Origin of the sequence: Bacillus sp. S4 (genome assembly GCF_040838205.1) — a bacterium.
Lineage (GTDB): Bacteria > Bacillota > Bacilli > Bacillales > Bacillaceae_G > Bacillus_A > Bacillus_A cereus_U.
The window spans coordinates 1-17445 of sequence record NZ_JBFPJI010000053.1 but is presented as its reverse complement, the minus strand read 5'-3'; the positions used below and the strand labels follow the sequence as shown (position 1 = coordinate 17445).

The window sequence follows — 17445 nt, the reverse complement described above, 5'->3', positions numbered from 1 at the left end:
TTGCTCCAGCTGAATTTTGAGGTGGGAGTTTTACTGCCCGTTAATGCGGGATAAATGTGACAGTTTTATGCACCGAAACTTTATGTAGATGTTTTTAATCCTATATATGCTATAGTTAACGTGTAAAATATCATTAACTGAGGTGAATAGAATGAGTGAAGCAACAACAACGTTAGATGGCTGGTATTGTTTACATGATTTACGTTCTATTGATTGGGCAGCATGGAAAACATTATCTAGTGACGAACGCGGACAAGCAGTGTCTGAATTTTTAAATGTCGTTGAAAAATGGAACGAAGTAGCTACTGCAAAAAAAGGCAGTCATGCAATGTATACAGTTGTTGGTCAAAAAGCAGATATTATGCTTATGATCTTACGTCCAACAATGGAAGAGTTAAATGAAATCGAAACAGAATTAAATAAAACAACATTAGCTGAATATTTAGTTCCTGCATATTCTTACGTATCTGTTGTTGAACTAAGCAACTATCTTCCAGCTGATGAAGACCCATACCAAAACCCACAAGTCTTAGCTCGCTTATATCCTGAGTTACCGAAAGCAAATCACATTTGCTTCTATCCAATGGATAAGCGTCGCCAAGGTAATGATAACTGGTATATGCTTCCTATGGATGAACGTAAGAAACTTATGTACAGTCATAGCAAAATCGGTCGCCAGTACGCAGGTAAAGTGCGCCAAGTTATTTCAGGATCAGTTGGATTTGACGATTTTGAGTGGGGCGTAACATTATTTGCTGACGATGTTCTTCAATTTAAGAAACTTATATATGAAATGCGCTTCGATGAAGTAAGTGCTCGCTACGGTGAATTTGGAACATTCTTTGTCGGAAACATTTTACCAAGCGAAAAAGTAACAACATTTTTACACATATAATATAAAAAAGGAACGAAATTCGTTCCTTTTTTTATTACCCTCTACATTTACCTGCAAAAACCTTCTTTTCTCTGCAAATTTGAACAAAAATCGACAAATTCTTTTCAAATTTCTTGTAAGATTGTAACCTTTTCATATCCAAATTTATGCTAAAATGGTACGAGCTATATGCTAATAACGATGCGAAGGTGATAATGTATATGAAGAAAATCTTGTCTATTTCACTATTGTTTCTATTGTCATTTTCTTCCTTAGGAGTAACAACATCCCATGCGGAAGAAAAAATACATATAGAGGCAGCTGCTGCACTTCTATTTGATGCAGATACAGGAAAAATACTGCATGAACAAAATCCAGATGAACTACTAGCTATCGCTAGTATGTCAAAATTAATTGTTGTTTATGCCGTATTAGAAGCAATTAAAGAAGGAAAAATCACTTGGGATACGAAAGTAAACATTTCTGATTACGCTTATGAAGTTTCACGTAATAATGAATTCTCTAACGTACCGTTCGAAAAGGGACGCCAGTATACTGTAAGAGAATTATATCATTCTATCGTTATCTTCTCTGCGAATGGATCTAGTATTGCTTTAGCAGAATTACTTGCAGGAAGTGAAAAGAACTTCTTAAATCTTGCAAATGAACATGCGAAAAAACTAGGGTTAAAGAAATATAAATTTGTAAACGCTACAGGGTTAAACAACGCTGATTTAAAAGGAAAACACCCTGAAGGAACTGATCCGAATGGAGAAAACTCCATGTCAGCTCGCGATATGGGTATTCTTTCAAAAACAATTATTACAAAGTATCCAGAAATGCTAGAGGATACAAAACAAAGATTTAGAAACTTCCCAGATAATCATCCGAAACCAATTCGTATGGAAAATTGGAACTGGATGTTACCAGGTGCTGCTTTCTCTTATGAAGGAGCTGATGGTTTAAAAACAGGAAGTTCTGATACCGCTGGATACGGATTCACTATTACAGCAAAACGCGGTGATTTACGTCTTATTTCTGTTATTATTAAAACGAAATCAATGGACGAACGTTTCACAGAATCTCGCGCATTAATTGAGTATGGATTTAATAACTTCGAAAAACAGAAATTAAAAATAGATAAAAATAACAAAATTTCTGTAGTAAAAGGAAAAGAAGACTACGTAACAGTTGCACCAGAAAAAGAAGTGACAGTAGTTACTGCAAAAGGTAGCAAATCACCTTACAAAATTTCTACTGAAGCAGATAAATCACTTGCTGAAGATGGGCATTTAGTTGCTCCTATTAAGAAAGATGCAAAAGTAGGTTCAATCGTTTTAGAATCAACTGATAAATACGGTTTCTTAGACGGAAATAAAAGTATGAAAGTTACTGCAAAAACGACTGAAGAAGTAGAAAAAGCAAATTGGTTCGTATTAACAATGCGTTCAATTGGCGATTTCTTCTCAAACTTATGGTCTAAAGTATTTTAATGATGAAAAGCTAGCTCACGCTAGCTTTTTTTATTTTCCCCTCTAGATGTAAAACTTCGTTTGGTTGTCATATCTGCGTCCTTTTTCTCATACGTATGAACTAGTAATTGTTCCACACTTCATCTAGAAATGAACCTCTTTCTACAAGGCATTCCAAAAAGAGAGGTGACACATAATGGGTGTTATCGCGTATAACGAAGAAGATGTTAAGTTATTAGCTAGACTGATGCGTGCTGAAGCCGAAGGAGAAGGCCAACAAGGGATGTTAATGGTCGGAAACGTTGGGGTAAATCGTGTCCGCGGAAATTGTTTAGATTTCAAAAAAATACGTAATTTACGTCAAATGGTTTATCAAAATCCTGGTGGTTTTGAGGCAACTCAAAAAGGGTATTTTTATCAACGAGCGAGAGAACAAGATATCGCATTGGCAAGACGGACTATTCAGGGACAACGTTTTTGGCCCGCCAACTTTGCCTTATGGTTCTTTAGACCTGAAGGCCCTTGCCCACCAACTTGGTATGACCAACAAAATTCTGGTCGCTTTAAAAAGCACTGCTTCTTCCAACCATCTGGTGGAGATTGTCCAGGCGTATATTAAGGAATGAAAATGGGGAGGGATTTTTGAATGGCACAGCAACAAAACCCGTACTACGGAACAGGTTTTTATCAACCATCTGGAACTTATGTACAACCGCAACAAATGACCCCACAACAACAGCAACAGCAACAACAGCAACAGCAACAGCAAGCAATGCAACAACAAGCTGCTCAAGCTCAACTTGCAGTTTCTCAAGGGATGTTACCACTAGAGCAATCGTATATTGAAAACATCCTTCGTTTAAACAAAGGTAAACCAGCTACAGTTGTAATGACTTATGAACGTGGTAGTTCGCTTGGTACACAGTCTTATACTGGGATCATCGAGGCAGCTGGTCGTGATCATATCGTAATTAGTGAACCGAAATCTGGAAAGCGCTATTTACTACTAATGATTTACTTAGATTATGTAGAATTCCCAGGGGAAATTACGTATTTACCTAGTCAACAAGCAACTTATGCTCCAAGACCATAAAAAAAAGCTGGCAAATGCCAGCTTTTGTTTTTTATAACCCTTTTACAACTGCAGTTCCGACTAAAATCCACGCCACAATAAACGCTACACCACCAAGAGGTGTAATTGGGCCAAAGAATTTAATACCTGTTGTACTTAATGCATAAAGACTGCCTGAGAACATAATAATCCCAGCTACCATAAGCCAACCCGCAGTGCTTAAAAGTGATGATTGCATTTTGTCCATTAATAGAGCAACTACGAATAAGCCACCTGCATGAAACATTTGATATGTAACGCCCGTCTTCCACACTTCTAACATTTTTGCAGAAATTTTATTTTCTAAACCATGTGCTCCAAAAGCCCCTAATGCAACAGATAGTCCCGCTGCAATACAACCTAGTAAAAAGAAAATTTTCATCTTAATTCCCCTTTTTTACCTTTATCATAAGCAATTTTTACATATAAGCCAAACGATTTTACTTTTAAAAGTCAAATAAAGATTTACCGTTTGCATCCTTTTCTTTTATATATACTTTTTCTCCAGAAACCGGCATAACTGGTTGAACTGTCGTCATAGGCTGAGACCCGATTACTTGTGTTTGAACTTGTGGTTCTCTATACGTAGAAGGCTCCACTTGTTCATCCAATAATAAATCACATAAAGCACGTACAACTAATAAGTGTTCTTTTGATTGTTGTCCTTCACTACTTTTTGCCTTTGCAATTTCATTCGCCATTTTATTTAAAATCTTATCACTAGATACTTGCATTCCTTGTCACCTCTTACTTTGTAGTTCTTTCTCAAATTGCCCCAGTTTCTCCACCGAACCAAATACTATTATCATATCATGTTCTTGTAGTTTTTCCTGCCCCGTTGGATTATGGATAATATCTCCATCCCTTAAAATCGCTAAAATTGTTACATCAAATTGATTTCTCACATTACTCTCTAGTAACGATTTACTGGCTAAGATAGAATCTTTACCAACTTGAATTTCTTCAATTACAAAGGATTGTTCTATTCCATACAATACTGTATCAATATAATGAACTGTTAACGGATTCGCAATACCTTTTGCGATATGAATTCCTGCCATACTAGATGGATTAATAACCTTATTTGCACCAGCGCGCCGTAATTTCTCTTCTGTTTCTGGTTTTTCAGCTCTTGCTACAATTTTAATTGCACCATTAAGCCCTCTTGCCGTTAATGTAATAAATACATTTTCAGCATCGTTTGCTACGATAGCCACTAGACCCGCTGCCTTCGAAATTCCCGCATTATGTAACACTTGATCTTCAGTTGCATCCCCATGTACATATAAAAGCTTTTCCTGTTCGAATATACTTTCATCTTTATCCACAACTACAAATGGGATTTTCTTTTCCTGTAATTCATGTACAACTTGAAGCCCTACTCTTCCGCAACCACATACTATAATATGCTTTTGTAACTGCGCTATTTGTTTATCCATCTTCTTCCTCCGCACTGCATGAAATAAGTTACCCTCAATGATCATAGCTGCTACTACCCCCATTGCATATGTAACGATACCGACGCCAACAGGTATAATAAGGAGCGCAAAAAATTTCCCTGCCTGTGTTACAGGCACTACATCACCATACCCAACCGTTAATACAGTAATCATCGTCATCCAAAATGCTTGAAACAAGCTAATTTCTTCAATTGTCATAAATCCTAGCGTCCCTAGAATTACAACAAAGGTCATACATATAACTGCTATCCATAATTGCTTACGTGCATTCATATTATATTTCAACTCTTTTCTCTATCTACAATCTTTGCCAAAGGAAATGAAATACCTATATACTAGAAACGGAATCTATGAAAGAGGTTGATATAATGAAGCTATTTCTTTCTGCCTTACAATGGGCACTATTTATTTTAGCTGGAAGTCTTATTGTACCAATTAGTGTCGCAACTAGTTACGGCCTCGACGGCGCTGAAGCTATCGCGTTTGTACAAAGAACATTATTTGTTCTCGGTTTTGCCGGCCTACTGCAAGCTATATTCGGTCATAAACTTCCTATTCAAGAAGGTCCCGCAGGCCTTTGGTGGGGAATTTTCTCCCTGTATGCAAGTTTAGGCGTCGTATTATTTGGATCAAGCAATGAAACACTTAAGGTCCTTCAGTACGCTTTCCTACTAAGCGGAATTATTTGTATTATTCTTAGTGTTTTTGGACTTATCGATAAACTAGTTCGCTACTTTACACCTACAGTAATTGGAACGTATTTATTCCTTCTTGTCGCACAACTTAGTGGCTCCTTCTTAAAAGGCATGTTTGGCCTTGATGGACAACATACAGAAGTACAGCCAAAGGTATTTATTCTTTCACTCATTGTTATTTTACTATCTTTTTTCATTATGAAGCTACCTATTATTGGACAATATTCCGTTCTTTTCAGTATCGTCTGCGGCTGGATATTATTCGCGTGCTTCGGATTATCTAATCCAGTAACACCTGTGACAGATATAATTCGTCTTCCATCTCTATTTGTTTTCGGAATGCCCCGCATTGAATGGAACATGGCAATTACAGTAGTTTTTGTCACACTATTACTTCTAACAAATATGTTAGCAAGTATTCGCGTTGTACAAAAGGTTGTTTCAAAGTATGAAGAAGATTCTGCTCCAGATCGCTTCAAACAAGCTGGCATTATAACAGGAATAAATCAATTACTAGGCGGTCTATTTTCAGCCATTGGTCCTGTTGCCATTTCTGGATCAGCAGGATTTATCGCAACAACAAATATTTATAAACGCCTCCCATTTATGTTAGGGTCAAGCTTTATCATTCTTGTTAGTATATTCCCAAAGATTACTTCATTCTTTGCAGCAATCCCCGTTGCAGTTGGGTATGCTGCGATTTACCCTGTATTTGCAAGCATGATTGGTCTCGCTTTTCGTGAATATGACACTGTACAAAATAAAGAACAATTATTTAAAGTAGCAGGTCTTTCAATCTTTACGGGAATCGGAGTTATGTTCGTTCCAGCTGGAGCATTTTCTACGCTGCCGCCATTTTTAGCATCATTTTTAAGTAACGGTCTCATTCTTGGATCTGTAATGGCTATCTTGTTGGAAATACTATTTTCTCGTTCGCACGAAAAACAACTATCGTAAATTGGAAAACTTCCATTATTGCACTCTATCTTTAGAGTTGTTACGATAATGATAAAGTGAAACTTTAATCAGTGGGGGTTTTGTTCACCCCCCACTGATTATTAGCCCACACCAATCGGGCGTTTACGGGCAGTTGATCTCCCACCTAACTTCTTTGCTCCAGCTGAATTTTGAGGTGGGAGTCTTACTTCCCGCAAATAGCGGGATAAATTGTCATGGGCAACACGCTCATGATAATTTATACTAACAATGCAGAACTTCTCCTAATTTCACATAAAGAGGTTCGATGTCTTACTATATATTCCCCACTATCTTCATAAAAATTTATTTCTATTCCAACAAAGAAAGGAATTTTCTATATGACTTATAAAATGATTGTTTTAGATTTAGATGATACTTTATTACGCGATGACCATACCATTTCACCTCGTACGAAAGAGGCTTTAATGACCGCACAAGAGCAAGGAGTTAAAGTAGTACTTGCTTCTGGGCGTCCAACGTTTGGTATGCGCAACGTCGCAAAAGAGCTTCGTTTAGAAGAATACGGCAGCTTCATTCTATCTTTTAACGGCGCAAAAATTATTAACTGTAAAACAAATGAAGAAATCTTTAGTAGTACGCTATCTCCTGAAATCGTTCACAGCCTATTTGAAATTAGTAAAACTGAAGATGTATGGATTCATACTTATATTGGCGATGATATCGTAACAGAAGAAAATAATCCTTATACTGAAATTGAGGGCGACATTACTGGTATGCCAATTGTTGTAGTAGATGATTTTAAAGCCGCTGTAACAGAGCCTGTAGTAAAAGTATTAATGAACAAAGAAGCTGAACGCCTTGTTGAAGTAGAAAAGAAACTACAAAAACAACTAGAAGGCCAATTAAGCGTTATGCGTTCAAAACCATTCTTCTTAGAATTCACTGAATATGGTGTTACAAAAGGAACAAGCCTAAACCAACTAATCCAAAAACTTGGTATTAAACGCGAAGAAGTTATCGCAATGGGCGACAGCTATAACGACCAAGCGATGATTGAATTCGCAGGTCTTGGTGTTGCAATGGGTAATGCGCCAGATGATATTAAAGAAATTGCAAACTATGTAACAGATACAAATATGAACGATGGCGTTGCAAAAGTTGTAGAGAAATTCGTACTAAAAAGCGAAGTGCTTGTTTAATATTTTCATTCATAAAACCTATTTGAAGTCAAATACTTCAAATAGGTTTTTATTTAAATTATAATGCTTTTGTGACTATATTTTGAACTTTGCACTATTCTCGTAGTGTAAACTTTCTTTTTGTATATAATGGAACAAAATAGACTATTTTATTTTGAAAAAGAATACAAACTTACTATATACAAGCATACGTTAAAGGAGGCTATTTCATGTTATCTACACCAATCGGACGATTAAGAGCAATCGGCTTAATTGAGGGGATTTCTTTCCTATTACTATTATTTGTAGCAATGCCATTAAAATATTTTGCAGGGTTTGCAACAGCTGTTAAAATTACAGGTATGGCTCATGGCGTTTTATTCGTACTATTCATCTTTGCGGTAATTCAAGTAACAATCGTACACCGTAAAACAATTTTATGGGCACTTGGTGCACTTGTTGCATCAGTTATCCCATTTGGTACGTTTGTACTAGATGCAAAACTAAAAAATGAACAGTAATAGTAAAAAGGTAGTTAACAATTGTTAGCTACCTTTTTTGCGTTTATATATTCGAAATTTGCCAATCGATTTCTTTTTCATCCATGTTAGATAAAATCTCATTTACTTTAGAGTACGGCTTACTTCCAAAGAAACCACGTCTTGCTGATAATGGGCTTGGATGTACGGACTCGATAATATGATGATTCGTATTCGTAATTAAATTTTTCTTCGCCTGAGCATGGCGTCCCCATAATATGAAAACAACTGGCTTTTCACGTTCATTTAATAGCTCAATTACGCGATCTGTGAAATGCTCCCATCCTTTTCCTTTATGAGAATTCGCCTCACCTTGACGAACCGTTAACACAGTATTTAATAGTAAAACCCCTTGCTCCGCCCATTTTACTAAATAACCGTTATTCGGAATTTCATAACCGTATTCATCTCGCAGTTCTTTATACATATTTAACAAAGATGGCGGCGTTTTAATACCAGGTTGTACCGAAAAACTTAAACCATGTGCTTGATTCGGTCCATGATATGGGTCTTGTCCTAAAATAACGACCTTTGTATTTTCATAACTTGTATACTGAAGAGCGTTAAAAATATCTTCTTTCTTTGGATAAATCACATGCTCCTCATACTCTTCTTTTAAAAAATTAGCTAAAGCTTGATAGTATTCTTTCTCAAATTCTGACCCCAGTAATGGTCCCCAATCATTCTGCAAAATGTTTTCCATGCCTTCACTTCCTATCCAATTAATTCACCATATCCTGCCTTGTAAATACTACAAATGAAATGATAAGAGATACTACTGCCCAAACCGTTAAATTCATTAAAGAAAATCCCATTGATAATCCTTGCAATGCAGGCAGTTTTCCTGATAAATAATCCGTTAACGATAAGTTGACACTAAAAATGTATTTCGCACCTTCCCAAGACGTTGCGAATGAACTTAAAATGCCCCCTGCGATTAACGCAGCTAACATAACGCCCATTCCAGCTGGTGTATTTCGAATTAAAACAGAAACCATAAATGATATAGTTCCAACCACAATGGCAACAAACCAAGCTAATCCGTACGCCATTAAAATGTATTGCCACTGCGGAATAAGATGGACAAAGTTCGTATTTAATGTCTCCTTATCAATGACGAATCCTGTTAAAACAGGTAAGTTCCATCCAGAGTATCCAAATACAATCCCTGATAATGCGTAAGCAAATAAACCGACAAGAAGCAATATGAGCGAAATGAAAAATAGCATCGTCACATATTTACTAAGGAGTATTTTCCAGCGCCGAATAGGCCTCGTCAGAAGCATTTTCATCGTACCATCGCTTCGTTCTCCTGAAACAATATCAATGGCGACAATCATAACGAGCAATGGAATAAATAACGTTATTCCTTGTTCAATAAACGCCCTCACAAATGTTGGTGCCCCTGGTGCAGTCGGATTAATATTATGATCTAAATAATATTGTTGCTGTTCCACTCTTACTTTTAGCCAATCACGCCATTCTTCTGGCAATCTAGAATTGTTCAAGCGGTTTTGGGAATCAACAATTTGTTGCTGTAATGATACTTTCCAATCGGTCGTACCAAGCCTTTTTTGCGTTGTTTCTATTTCACGATACTGAGCATACACAAAAAGCGGAATCAAGATTGCTAAAATAAGCATGACAACAACAATCCGTTTCTTACGATAAATCTTTTCTGATTCATTTAAAACTAGATTCGCAAATTCACGCATGTTGCTCACCCCTTGTGAGTTCAATAAATAAATCTTCTAGCGTAAATACAAGCTCTTTGACGCTATGTACATCTATCTCGTTTTCTACAAAGTGCTTATTCCAAACACTAATAGACGCAACATCCATACGACATAGTAAACGCTCATCTTCTATACTAACTTCCTCTACCTCTTCAGCAGCATCTAACATGTCTTTCGCTTTGGAAACCGGTGTAACGACCCATTCCACACGATCACTCGCTGTTTTGATCAACTCTTCAATAGGTGCAACTGTTATCATTTTTCCTTTATGAATAATAGCCACACGGTCACATATCATTTGCACTTCACTTAATAAGTGACTCGAAATAAATACACTCATATTTTCTTCTTTTACAAGCTTATGTATAAATTCCCTAAGTTCTCTAATCCCAGCTGGATCTAAACCATTCGTCGGTTCATCTAATATGAGCAATTTCGGATTTCCAAGTAGCGCCTGTGCAATTCCAAGGCGCTGCTTCATACCAAGGGAATATGTTTTTACCTTATCGTGAATACGCTCATCTAAATGAACCATTTTTGCAATTTCAATAATACGTTCATCTGATATATCACCAAGCATGCGCGCAAATTGCTTTAAGTTTTCCCATCCCGTTAAATATGTATAAAGCTCTGGGTTTTCAACGATACTTCCAATTTGACGCATCGCTTCTCTGAAATTTTCCTTAATAGAATAACCACCAATAGAAATAGTACCTTCTGTCGCTTTAATCAGTCCGACTAACATTCGAATTGTTGTCGTTTTTCCGGCTCCGTTCGGCCCTAAGAAGCCAAACACTTCTCCTTGTTTTACATCAAATGAAATGTCTTCTACAAGTGTCTTCTTTCCAATTACCTTCTTCACGTCTCGTACGGAAAGTATCATCGTCATTTTATCCCTCCTTGTTCTAGTTTTAATTTACTTACGACGTTTTGGACTAATCGCTCTGCCATATATGTGTAGCCGACTTCATTCGGATGAAAATGATCGGAGTATAGTAAATCTTTTCCGCGATTTTGGAATAAATCAAATGTCGGTGTAATATATACATTTTTATCATTTAATGCTAACTTCTCTAAAGAGGCATTCCAATCAACAACAATATTTGATGAACCTCTTAAATCTTCTACATCCTCAAAAGGATTGTATAAACCTAGCCAAAAAATAGGGCTATCTGTATTTAATTTACGAATTTCTTCTATAATTTTCTTTGCTTCATTTTGAAATGTTTCCGTATCAGGACGATATGTCTCTAAATCTATTTTTCCGAGCGATTCCCATCCTGGGAATAAATCATTTCCTCCAATTGTTAAAACAATTACATCTGCTTGCTTAATTGAATATTGAGCTCCGCTACCCTCTAGTTGTTTTAATAAATCCGGCATTTTTGCGCCACTAACTGCCAAATTGGTTAGTGCAACTTTTTGTTTATAATCTTTTTGTAAATCCTCTTTCATTCGTCCAATATAGCCAATTCCTTCTTTGTCACCAACGCCGCGCGTTAATGAATCACCTAAACTAACTATTTGTAACGTTCCCGTTTTCTTTTTCTCTTTTGCCACTACGTCAGTCTTCGTAATTAATTTTGAAGCTTTCGGATTTAATACATCATTCACACCCGAAACAAAACCGTATGCAAATAAACAGAAAGACGCAATTGTAATGAGTAGAATTACTTTTACTAATTTTGATCTCATATCAAAACCCCTTTTAGCCCCTATAGATTGTCCATAATTATACCAAACGAATTTTCGAAAAGCGATTTTCATACCTTCTCTATTATGTCGTTTCCCTATCTACCAATTCTGGTAATAACTCTACATGCTTCACATCTATTTCCTCATCATTAATCTTTTCATATAATAATTCAAATGCCTTTACACCAACATTTTTACTAGAATGCGAAATCGTCGTAATACCTAATATATTTGCCACTTCTTGATCATCACATCCGATAATCGTAATATCCTCTGGGATACGAATTCCTTGTTTTTTCGCCTCCGTTACCATTCCTGCAGCAATATGATTGCAAGATACAAGAAACGCCGTCGGTTTTACAGACATACTAGCCCATTCTCTGACTACATTGCGCCCATCTTCCACCGTAAAACAGCCTTTAAACTTCCAGGCATCTAACGGTGTTACAACAATCTGTTGAAGTGAATCCTCATACGCCTTTTTTCGCCTTTGACTATTAATGCTATTACTTCTTCCAATGCAATATCCGATACGTGTATGACCAGCATCTATTAAGCTTTTCATCCCGCGCAAAAATACTTTGTAGTAATCAATATGTACACTTGAAATGAAATTCGAATCTATTTCCTCACACATCACAATTGGACCAAACTTTGTATACTCTTCAAGTTTTTCCTTACTATTTGTCCTTGAACATATAATTACTCCATCAAGCTTTTTCATTTTTAACATATGTAAAATTTCAAGCTCTTTTTCTTCGCTATAATTTGTCTGGCAAAGCATCATATTATAATTGTTCTTTGCGGTTTCCTTTGATATCCCCCCAATAATGGCACTGTAATATTGATCATTTACGTGCGGCAATAAAACGCCAATTACATTCGTTTTTCCTTTCACTAAATGAATAGCATTCACATTTTGCGTATAATTTAATTCTTCTATAATCGCTAAAATCTCTTTTCGTTTCTGTTCATTCACATACGGATGATTATTGAGTACACGTGAAACAGTTGAAACAGATACCCCAGCAAGTTCAGCAATCTTTCTTATATTCGTCATCTTATTCTCCCCTTCCCCTCAAAAATTCTCGCTTGACCTGGTAAGCTTTCCACATTATATCCTTTCTTAGCAAATACATTTTGAAAGGATATACAACTATGCTTCGATTCAAATTAGAATATATATTTTTTATTGGTGGTTTACTCATTCTCGCCATCGGCATTAATATGATGACGACAATTACTTCCTTTGGACTTAGCCCTTATGATTCCTTCTTTATTGCACTATATCAAAATTTTGGGATAAGTATTGGTTTTTGGATTTTCATGATTAACTTTGTTTTTACCCTGATCGTACTCTTTTGGGACAAAAAACAAATTACAATCGGCACAATTGTCACAATGATTCTTATTTCTCTTTTTGTTGATTGGGTTGGTTCTATTACGACTATTATGGACGCTATCCGCTCTCTTCCAAAATATATAACACTTATTTGCGGAAATCTATTCGTCGGAGCCGGAATTGGTCTTTACGTCTCTACTAATCTTTGCGCGGCACCTCAAGAGGCTTTCGTTTTAACTGTTGCTGAGAAAAAGAAATGGACATTTAGAAGAACAGAAATTTCATTAGCTTTTTTATTTTTAACATTAAGCTTCTTATTAGATGGGCCAATCTATTTTGGAACAATTATCTTATCCTTTACAACAGGTTGGATTATTCAAGCTTTTATTCAATTTGGTACGCAGATTTTAAATAGAAAAAACCCTATTAAGCAAGCCGCTTAATAGGGTTTTTCGTTTTATTAGAAGAGATACTACTTAGCATCTCCTTCAATTCGATAGTTTGCTTTCACACAATCTATTTCTTCATACGATTGCAATGTATGTAGAATGTACTCATAATCCGCAAGAGAAGCACGATGCGTTACAATTACGATTTCTGCTTTCCCTTTCTCTTCAAGTGGCATTTGAATAATCTTTTCAAAACTAACACCGCGCTCAGAGAACAATGATGTAATTTTTGCAAATACACCAATTTCGTCTTTCACATGAAGTCTTAAAAACTTTTTCACAATAATTTCATCTGACTCTTTTAGTACCTTTTTATACTGCGGGGATACCGCACTATTTCCGTTTACACCTAGCCTAATATTTTGCATTACAGCAACTAGGTCAGAAACAACAGCTGTCGCTGTCGGTAAGCTTCCTGCTCCCGGACCATAAAACATCGTTTCTCCTACCGCTTCACCATACACATAGACAGCATTATATTCATTTTGCACTGCCGCAAGAGGGTGTGCATTTGGAAGTAAAGTCGGCTCAACTGTAACCTCTAATTTCTCGCCATCTCGCTTTGCAAGACCAATTAATTTAATTGTATAACCTAAGCTCTTACTATATTCAATATCTTCTGCTGTAATAGAAGTAATTCCTTTTACCTTCACATCTCCAAGCTCTACATTTGTAGAGAAACCGAGAGTAGCCAAAATCGTCATTTTTCTTGCCGCATCTAAACCTTCTACGTCTGATGTTGGATCTGCTTCTGCAAATCCAAGCTGCTGAGCTTCTTTTAACACGTCGTTATATGCTCTCCCTTCGTCTGACATTTTCGTCAAAATAAAATTTGTCGTTCCATTTACAATTCCCATTACTTTCGTAATAAGATCTGAAGAAAGTCCTTCTACGATGCTTCGTAAAATTGGAATCCCTCCAGCTACACTTGCTTCGTAAAATAAATCAGCCTTGTTATCTTTTGCTACCGCTAAGAGTTCCGCTCCGTGTAACGCCATTAAATCTTTATTTGCAGTCACAACGTGCTTCCCGCCTTTTAAAGCTTGTAAAATATATGCTTTCGCATCATCAATGCCGCCCATTACTTCGATGACAACATCAATATTAGGATTATCTAAAATTTCATTCACATCTTGTGTTAATAGAGTAGAAGGTACCTCTACCTCTCTCTCTTTCTCAATATTTTGCACCAACACTTTCGTTACTTTCACTGGACAACCGACTTGATGTATAAGTCGTTCTTGATGATCTGTAATAATACGAACTACACCACTACCAACTGTCCCAAGACCTAATAAGCCCACTTGAATTTCTTTCATAATACTGTCCACCCCTCAAAAATTGTGTTTAGATGCCATTATATAGACAAAAAATCCGAAAAACAATGTATTTTGAACATTCGGAAAAATAAGGCTTAATCTTTACAAATAAAACGCTACCACGTGTTACACAATCATTATTTACAATATATAAGGGGTTTCTTGATACACGTAATAATTCAGCCAATTAGAGAATAATAAATTCCCATGACTCCTCCACCTAACAAGTGACTTCTCATCTGGATTATTATGTTTAAAATAATTTTTTGGCACATCAATATTTAACCCTTTTTGGCAGTCCCGTTCGTATTCTTCCTTTAACGTATCACAACTATATTCACTGTGTCCGAGTGCGAAAACTTGCCTTCCCTCTTGCCCAATAACAAGATGAACACCCGCTTCTTCAGAATTGGCTAATAACGTTAATTCTTTCACTTTTTCAATATCACTCTCTCGTACTTCTGTATGACGAGAATGCGGAGCAAAAAACACTTCATCAAACCCTTGTAACAATTTCACATGTTGCTCGCGAACCTCATGTTCAAATACACCAAACATTTTTTCCGCAAGAGGATACTTCGGCACACCATAGTGATAATACAAACCAGCTTGTGCCCCCCAGCAAATATGAAGCGTAGATGTTACATTTGTTTTTGAATACTCCATAATACGTCCAAGCTCTTCCCAATAATCTACTTCTTCAAAAGAAAGAGTTTCAACTGGTGCTCCTGTAATAATGAGTCCATCAAATTTTTCATTCTCAATATCACGGAATGTTTTATAGAAGCTCGTTAAATGGTCCTGTGCTACATTGCGAGACAGATGCGATTCCATATGAAGTAAATGAACATCTAATTGCAACGGTGTATTTCCAATTAAACGAAGTAATTGCGCCTCTGTTTCTTGCTTTGTAGGCATTAAATTTAATATAGCAATTTTCAAAGCACGTATATCTTGTGTTACTGCTCGCTCCTTCGTCATTACAAAAATATTTTCCTTCTGCAATACTTTGCGAGCTGGTAAATCTTTATCAATTATGATCGGCATGTTGTTTGCCTCCGACTAGCGCTGCTTCTAAATCTGCAATAATATCAGAAACATCTTCTATACCGACCGATAAACGGATTAAATCAGATATAACGCCAGCTAAACGCTGATTTTCTGCGCTTAATTGTCTGTGCGTCGTACTAGCGGGATGTATTACACAAGTTCTTGCATCAGCTACATGCGTTACAAGAGTTGCGAGTTTTACATTTGCGATAAATTCTTTTGCTGCTTCTAATCCACCCTTAATACCAAATGTTAAAACTCCACTAGCTCCTTTTTTCAAATACTTTTGTGCTAACGAGTAATTTTCATTACTATCTAACCCTGGATAATTCACCCATTCAATGCGATCATGATTAGCAAGCCACTTAGCAACTTCGAGAGCATTTTCACTATGACGCTCCATTCGTAAATGCAATGTTTCCAGGCCAATGTTGCTAATATATGAATTGAATGGGCTCATACAGTTTCCGTAGTCTCTTAATAACTGAACGCGTGCTTTCACAATATACGCTGCTGCTCCAAAATTTTGAACATAGCTTACACCGTGATAACTCGGATCAGGTTCGACAAGCTCAGGGTATTTTCCATTTGTCCAATCGAAATTCCCCCCGTCTATTACAATGCCACCTAGAGAGCTTGCATGGCCATCAATATATTTCGTTGTAGAATGGACAATGATATTTGCCCCATGTTCAAACGCCTGGCATAAATAAGGCGTCGCTAATGTATTATCAACGATAAAAGGTACTTCTAATTCTTTTGCTGCCGCTGAAAGTTCTTTGAAATTCAAAACGTTCATTGCTGGATTTCCTAACGATTCTGCATAAACAAGTTTTGTCTTATCATTAGCAAGTGCCGCAATTTCATCTGCTGTTAAATTAGGATTAAAGAACGTAACATCAATGCCAAGCTTGCGCAAACTCACTCCAAATAAATTAAACGTTCCTCCGTAAACAGTTGAAGAACAAAGTAAATGGTCTCCACTACTGCAAATATTTAAAACCGCAAGCATAATAGCTGCCTGCCCAGAAGCTGTTGCAACAGCCCCTACACCGCCTTCTAAATCTGATAACTTCTGCTCAAATGCAGCTAGAGTAGGATTTCCAATACGCGTATATATATATCCTTCTGCCTCTAAATTAAATAGTGCTGCTAAATCATCTGACGTATCGTATTTATACGTTGTACTTTGATAAAGTGGTAAAACACGCGGCTCACCATTTTTTGGCGTATAGCCACCTTGCACACAAATCGTTCCTTTCCCCCATGATTCTCCCATCTCTCATTCTCCTTTCTTTTAATGCAAAATAAAAAACTGCTCCTTTCCTGAAAACAAGAAAGGAGCAGTTTGAAGACACGCTCTAAGGCTCTTTCTTATCTCTCAGGATTATTACCTGCAGGATTTGGCACAATTCCGTTATACGGCTGTTGCCAAGGTTTCATCGGGCCTGTCCCTCCACCTTTTCTTGATAAGACTATGCAATTACCGTTGATTTTATAGCAATAATTTCCTAATGTCAAATGGTTTTTCTGAATGTTCTAAATTAAATATAAGTAATTTAATTTAAACAACAAAAGAAATATAT

19 protein-coding genes and 1 riboswitch are annotated in these 17445 nt (G+C 36.6%); of the genes, 8 read left to right on the top strand and 11 right to left on the bottom strand.

The features are described from left to right. The first annotated feature begins 151 nt into the window (after positions 1–151). The 4 genes from hemQ (at position 152) to gerQ (ending at position 3439) form a co-directional block, all read left to right on the top strand. Positions 152–895: a hydrogen peroxide-dependent heme synthase gene (gene hemQ / locus AB3X48_RS08740; protein WP_002113124.1), complete on the top strand. Its 744-nt coding sequence runs from the start codon at positions 152–154 to the stop codon at positions 893–895. A gap of 194 nt (positions 896–1089) precedes the next feature. Continuing rightward, positions 1090–2367: a serine hydrolase gene (locus AB3X48_RS08735; RefSeq protein ID WP_199715470.1), complete on the top strand. Its 1278-nt coding sequence runs from the start codon at positions 1090–1092 to the stop codon at positions 2365–2367. A 175-nt stretch (positions 2368–2542) separates the two neighbouring features. Further along, the gene (gene cwlJ, locus AB3X48_RS08730) at positions 2543–2965 is read left to right on the top strand and encodes a cell wall hydrolase CwlJ (protein WP_000538158.1); all 423 of its coding nucleotides are present in this window, start codon (positions 2543–2545) and stop codon (positions 2963–2965) included. A gap of 27 nt (positions 2966–2992) precedes the next feature. After that, a complete protein-coding gene (gerQ, locus tag AB3X48_RS08725; protein ID WP_016100359.1) occupies positions 2993–3439 on the top strand; it encodes a spore coat protein GerQ in 447 nt (148 codons plus the stop codon). 31 nt (positions 3440–3470) lie between these two features. Here the strand turns inward: gerQ and AB3X48_RS08720 are convergent, their stop codons facing one another. The 3 genes from AB3X48_RS08720 to AB3X48_RS08710 form a co-directional block, all read right to left on the bottom strand. After that, positions 3471–3839 carry a DUF423 domain-containing protein gene (locus tag AB3X48_RS08720; RefSeq protein WP_002016371.1) on the bottom strand — a complete coding sequence of 123 codons (369 nt, stop codon included), beginning with the start codon at positions 3837–3839 and terminating at the stop codon, positions 3471–3473. Between the two features lie 64 nt (positions 3840–3903). After that, positions 3904–4191, bottom strand: coding sequence for a YwdI family protein (locus tag AB3X48_RS08715; protein WP_002089830.1), 288 nt, complete (start codon positions 4189–4191; stop codon positions 3904–3906). A gap of 6 nt (positions 4192–4197) precedes the next feature. Next, positions 4198–5190 carry a potassium channel family protein gene (locus AB3X48_RS08710; RefSeq protein ID WP_002113127.1) on the bottom strand — a complete coding sequence of 331 codons (993 nt, stop codon included), beginning with the start codon at positions 5188–5190 and terminating at the stop codon, positions 4198–4200. A 95-nt stretch (positions 5191–5285) separates the two neighbouring features. On the opposite strand from AB3X48_RS08710, the gene AB3X48_RS08705 reads away from it, so the two are divergent. The 3 genes from AB3X48_RS08705 (at position 5286) to AB3X48_RS08695 (ending at position 8250) form a co-directional block, all read left to right on the top strand. Beyond that, positions 5286–6569 (top strand): purine/pyrimidine permease, encoded by a 1284-nt coding sequence (locus tag AB3X48_RS08705; RefSeq protein WP_016106751.1) that lies wholly within the window; start codon positions 5286–5288, stop codon positions 6567–6569. 359 nt (positions 6570–6928) lie between these two features. Then, positions 6929–7750, top strand: coding sequence for a Cof-type HAD-IIB family hydrolase (locus AB3X48_RS08700; RefSeq protein WP_016106752.1), 822 nt, complete (start codon positions 6929–6931; stop codon positions 7748–7750). A gap of 209 nt (positions 7751–7959) precedes the next feature. Then, on the top strand, positions 7960–8250 hold the full coding sequence (locus tag AB3X48_RS08695; protein WP_002198731.1) for a DUF3817 domain-containing protein: 291 nt from the start codon (positions 7960–7962) through the stop codon (positions 8248–8250). Between the two features lie 43 nt (positions 8251–8293). Here the strand turns inward: AB3X48_RS08695 and AB3X48_RS08690 are convergent, their stop codons facing one another. From AB3X48_RS08690 to AB3X48_RS08670, 5 genes are read right to left on the bottom strand one after another with little or no spacing between them, the layout of a single operon-like run. Continuing rightward, on the bottom strand, positions 8294–8971 hold the full coding sequence (locus tag AB3X48_RS08690; protein WP_016106753.1) for a uracil-DNA glycosylase: 678 nt from the start codon (positions 8969–8971) through the stop codon (positions 8294–8296). A gap of 19 nt (positions 8972–8990) precedes the next feature. Beyond that, on the bottom strand, positions 8991–9983 hold the full coding sequence (locus AB3X48_RS08685) for an ABC transporter permease (protein ID WP_002113133.1): 993 nt from the start codon (positions 9981–9983) through the stop codon (positions 8991–8993). Beyond that, positions 9976–10893, bottom strand: coding sequence for an ABC transporter ATP-binding protein (locus tag AB3X48_RS08680; protein WP_002198728.1), 918 nt, complete (start codon positions 10891–10893; stop codon positions 9976–9978). Before AB3X48_RS08680 ends, AB3X48_RS08685 begins: the two co-directional genes overlap by 8 nt. Then, positions 10890–11771, bottom strand: coding sequence for an SGNH/GDSL hydrolase family protein (locus tag AB3X48_RS08675; protein WP_002159725.1), 882 nt, complete (start codon positions 11769–11771; stop codon positions 10890–10892). Before AB3X48_RS08675 ends, AB3X48_RS08680 begins: the two co-directional genes overlap by 4 nt. 10 nt (positions 11772–11781) lie before the next feature. Beyond that, complete coding sequence (locus AB3X48_RS08670; RefSeq protein WP_016106756.1) at positions 11782–12759, bottom strand: LacI family DNA-binding transcriptional regulator; 978 nt, start codon at positions 12757–12759, stop codon at positions 11782–11784. 98 nt (positions 12760–12857) lie between these two features. On the opposite strand from AB3X48_RS08670, the gene AB3X48_RS08665 reads away from it, so the two are divergent. Further along, positions 12858–13484 (top strand): YczE/YyaS/YitT family protein, encoded by a 627-nt coding sequence (locus AB3X48_RS08665; RefSeq protein ID WP_016106757.1) that lies wholly within the window; start codon positions 12858–12860, stop codon positions 13482–13484. Between the two features lie 29 nt (positions 13485–13513). Here the strand turns inward: AB3X48_RS08665 and AB3X48_RS08660 are convergent, their stop codons facing one another. The 3 genes from AB3X48_RS08660 to AB3X48_RS08650 all read right to left on the bottom strand — a co-directional run bounded on the left by AB3X48_RS08660 (position 13514) and on the right by AB3X48_RS08650 (position 17138). Beyond that, positions 13514–14809, bottom strand: a complete 1296-nt coding sequence (locus AB3X48_RS08660) for a homoserine dehydrogenase (protein WP_002113141.1) — start codon at positions 14807–14809, stop codon at positions 13514–13516. Positions 14810–14950: 141 nt separating this feature from the next. Continuing rightward, positions 14951–15856, bottom strand: a complete 906-nt coding sequence (gene metA, locus AB3X48_RS08655; protein ID WP_199715471.1) for a homoserine O-acetyltransferase MetA — start codon at positions 15854–15856, stop codon at positions 14951–14953. Then, entirely contained in the window at positions 15840–17138 is a 1299-nt protein-coding gene (locus AB3X48_RS08650) for a bifunctional O-acetylhomoserine aminocarboxypropyltransferase/cysteine synthase (protein WP_367959284.1), read from the bottom strand. Before AB3X48_RS08650 ends, metA begins: the two co-directional genes overlap by 17 nt. Positions 17139–17230: 92 nt before the next feature. Next, positions 17231–17335, bottom strand: a riboswitch (SAM riboswitch). Positions 17336–17445: the final 110 nt, after the last annotated feature.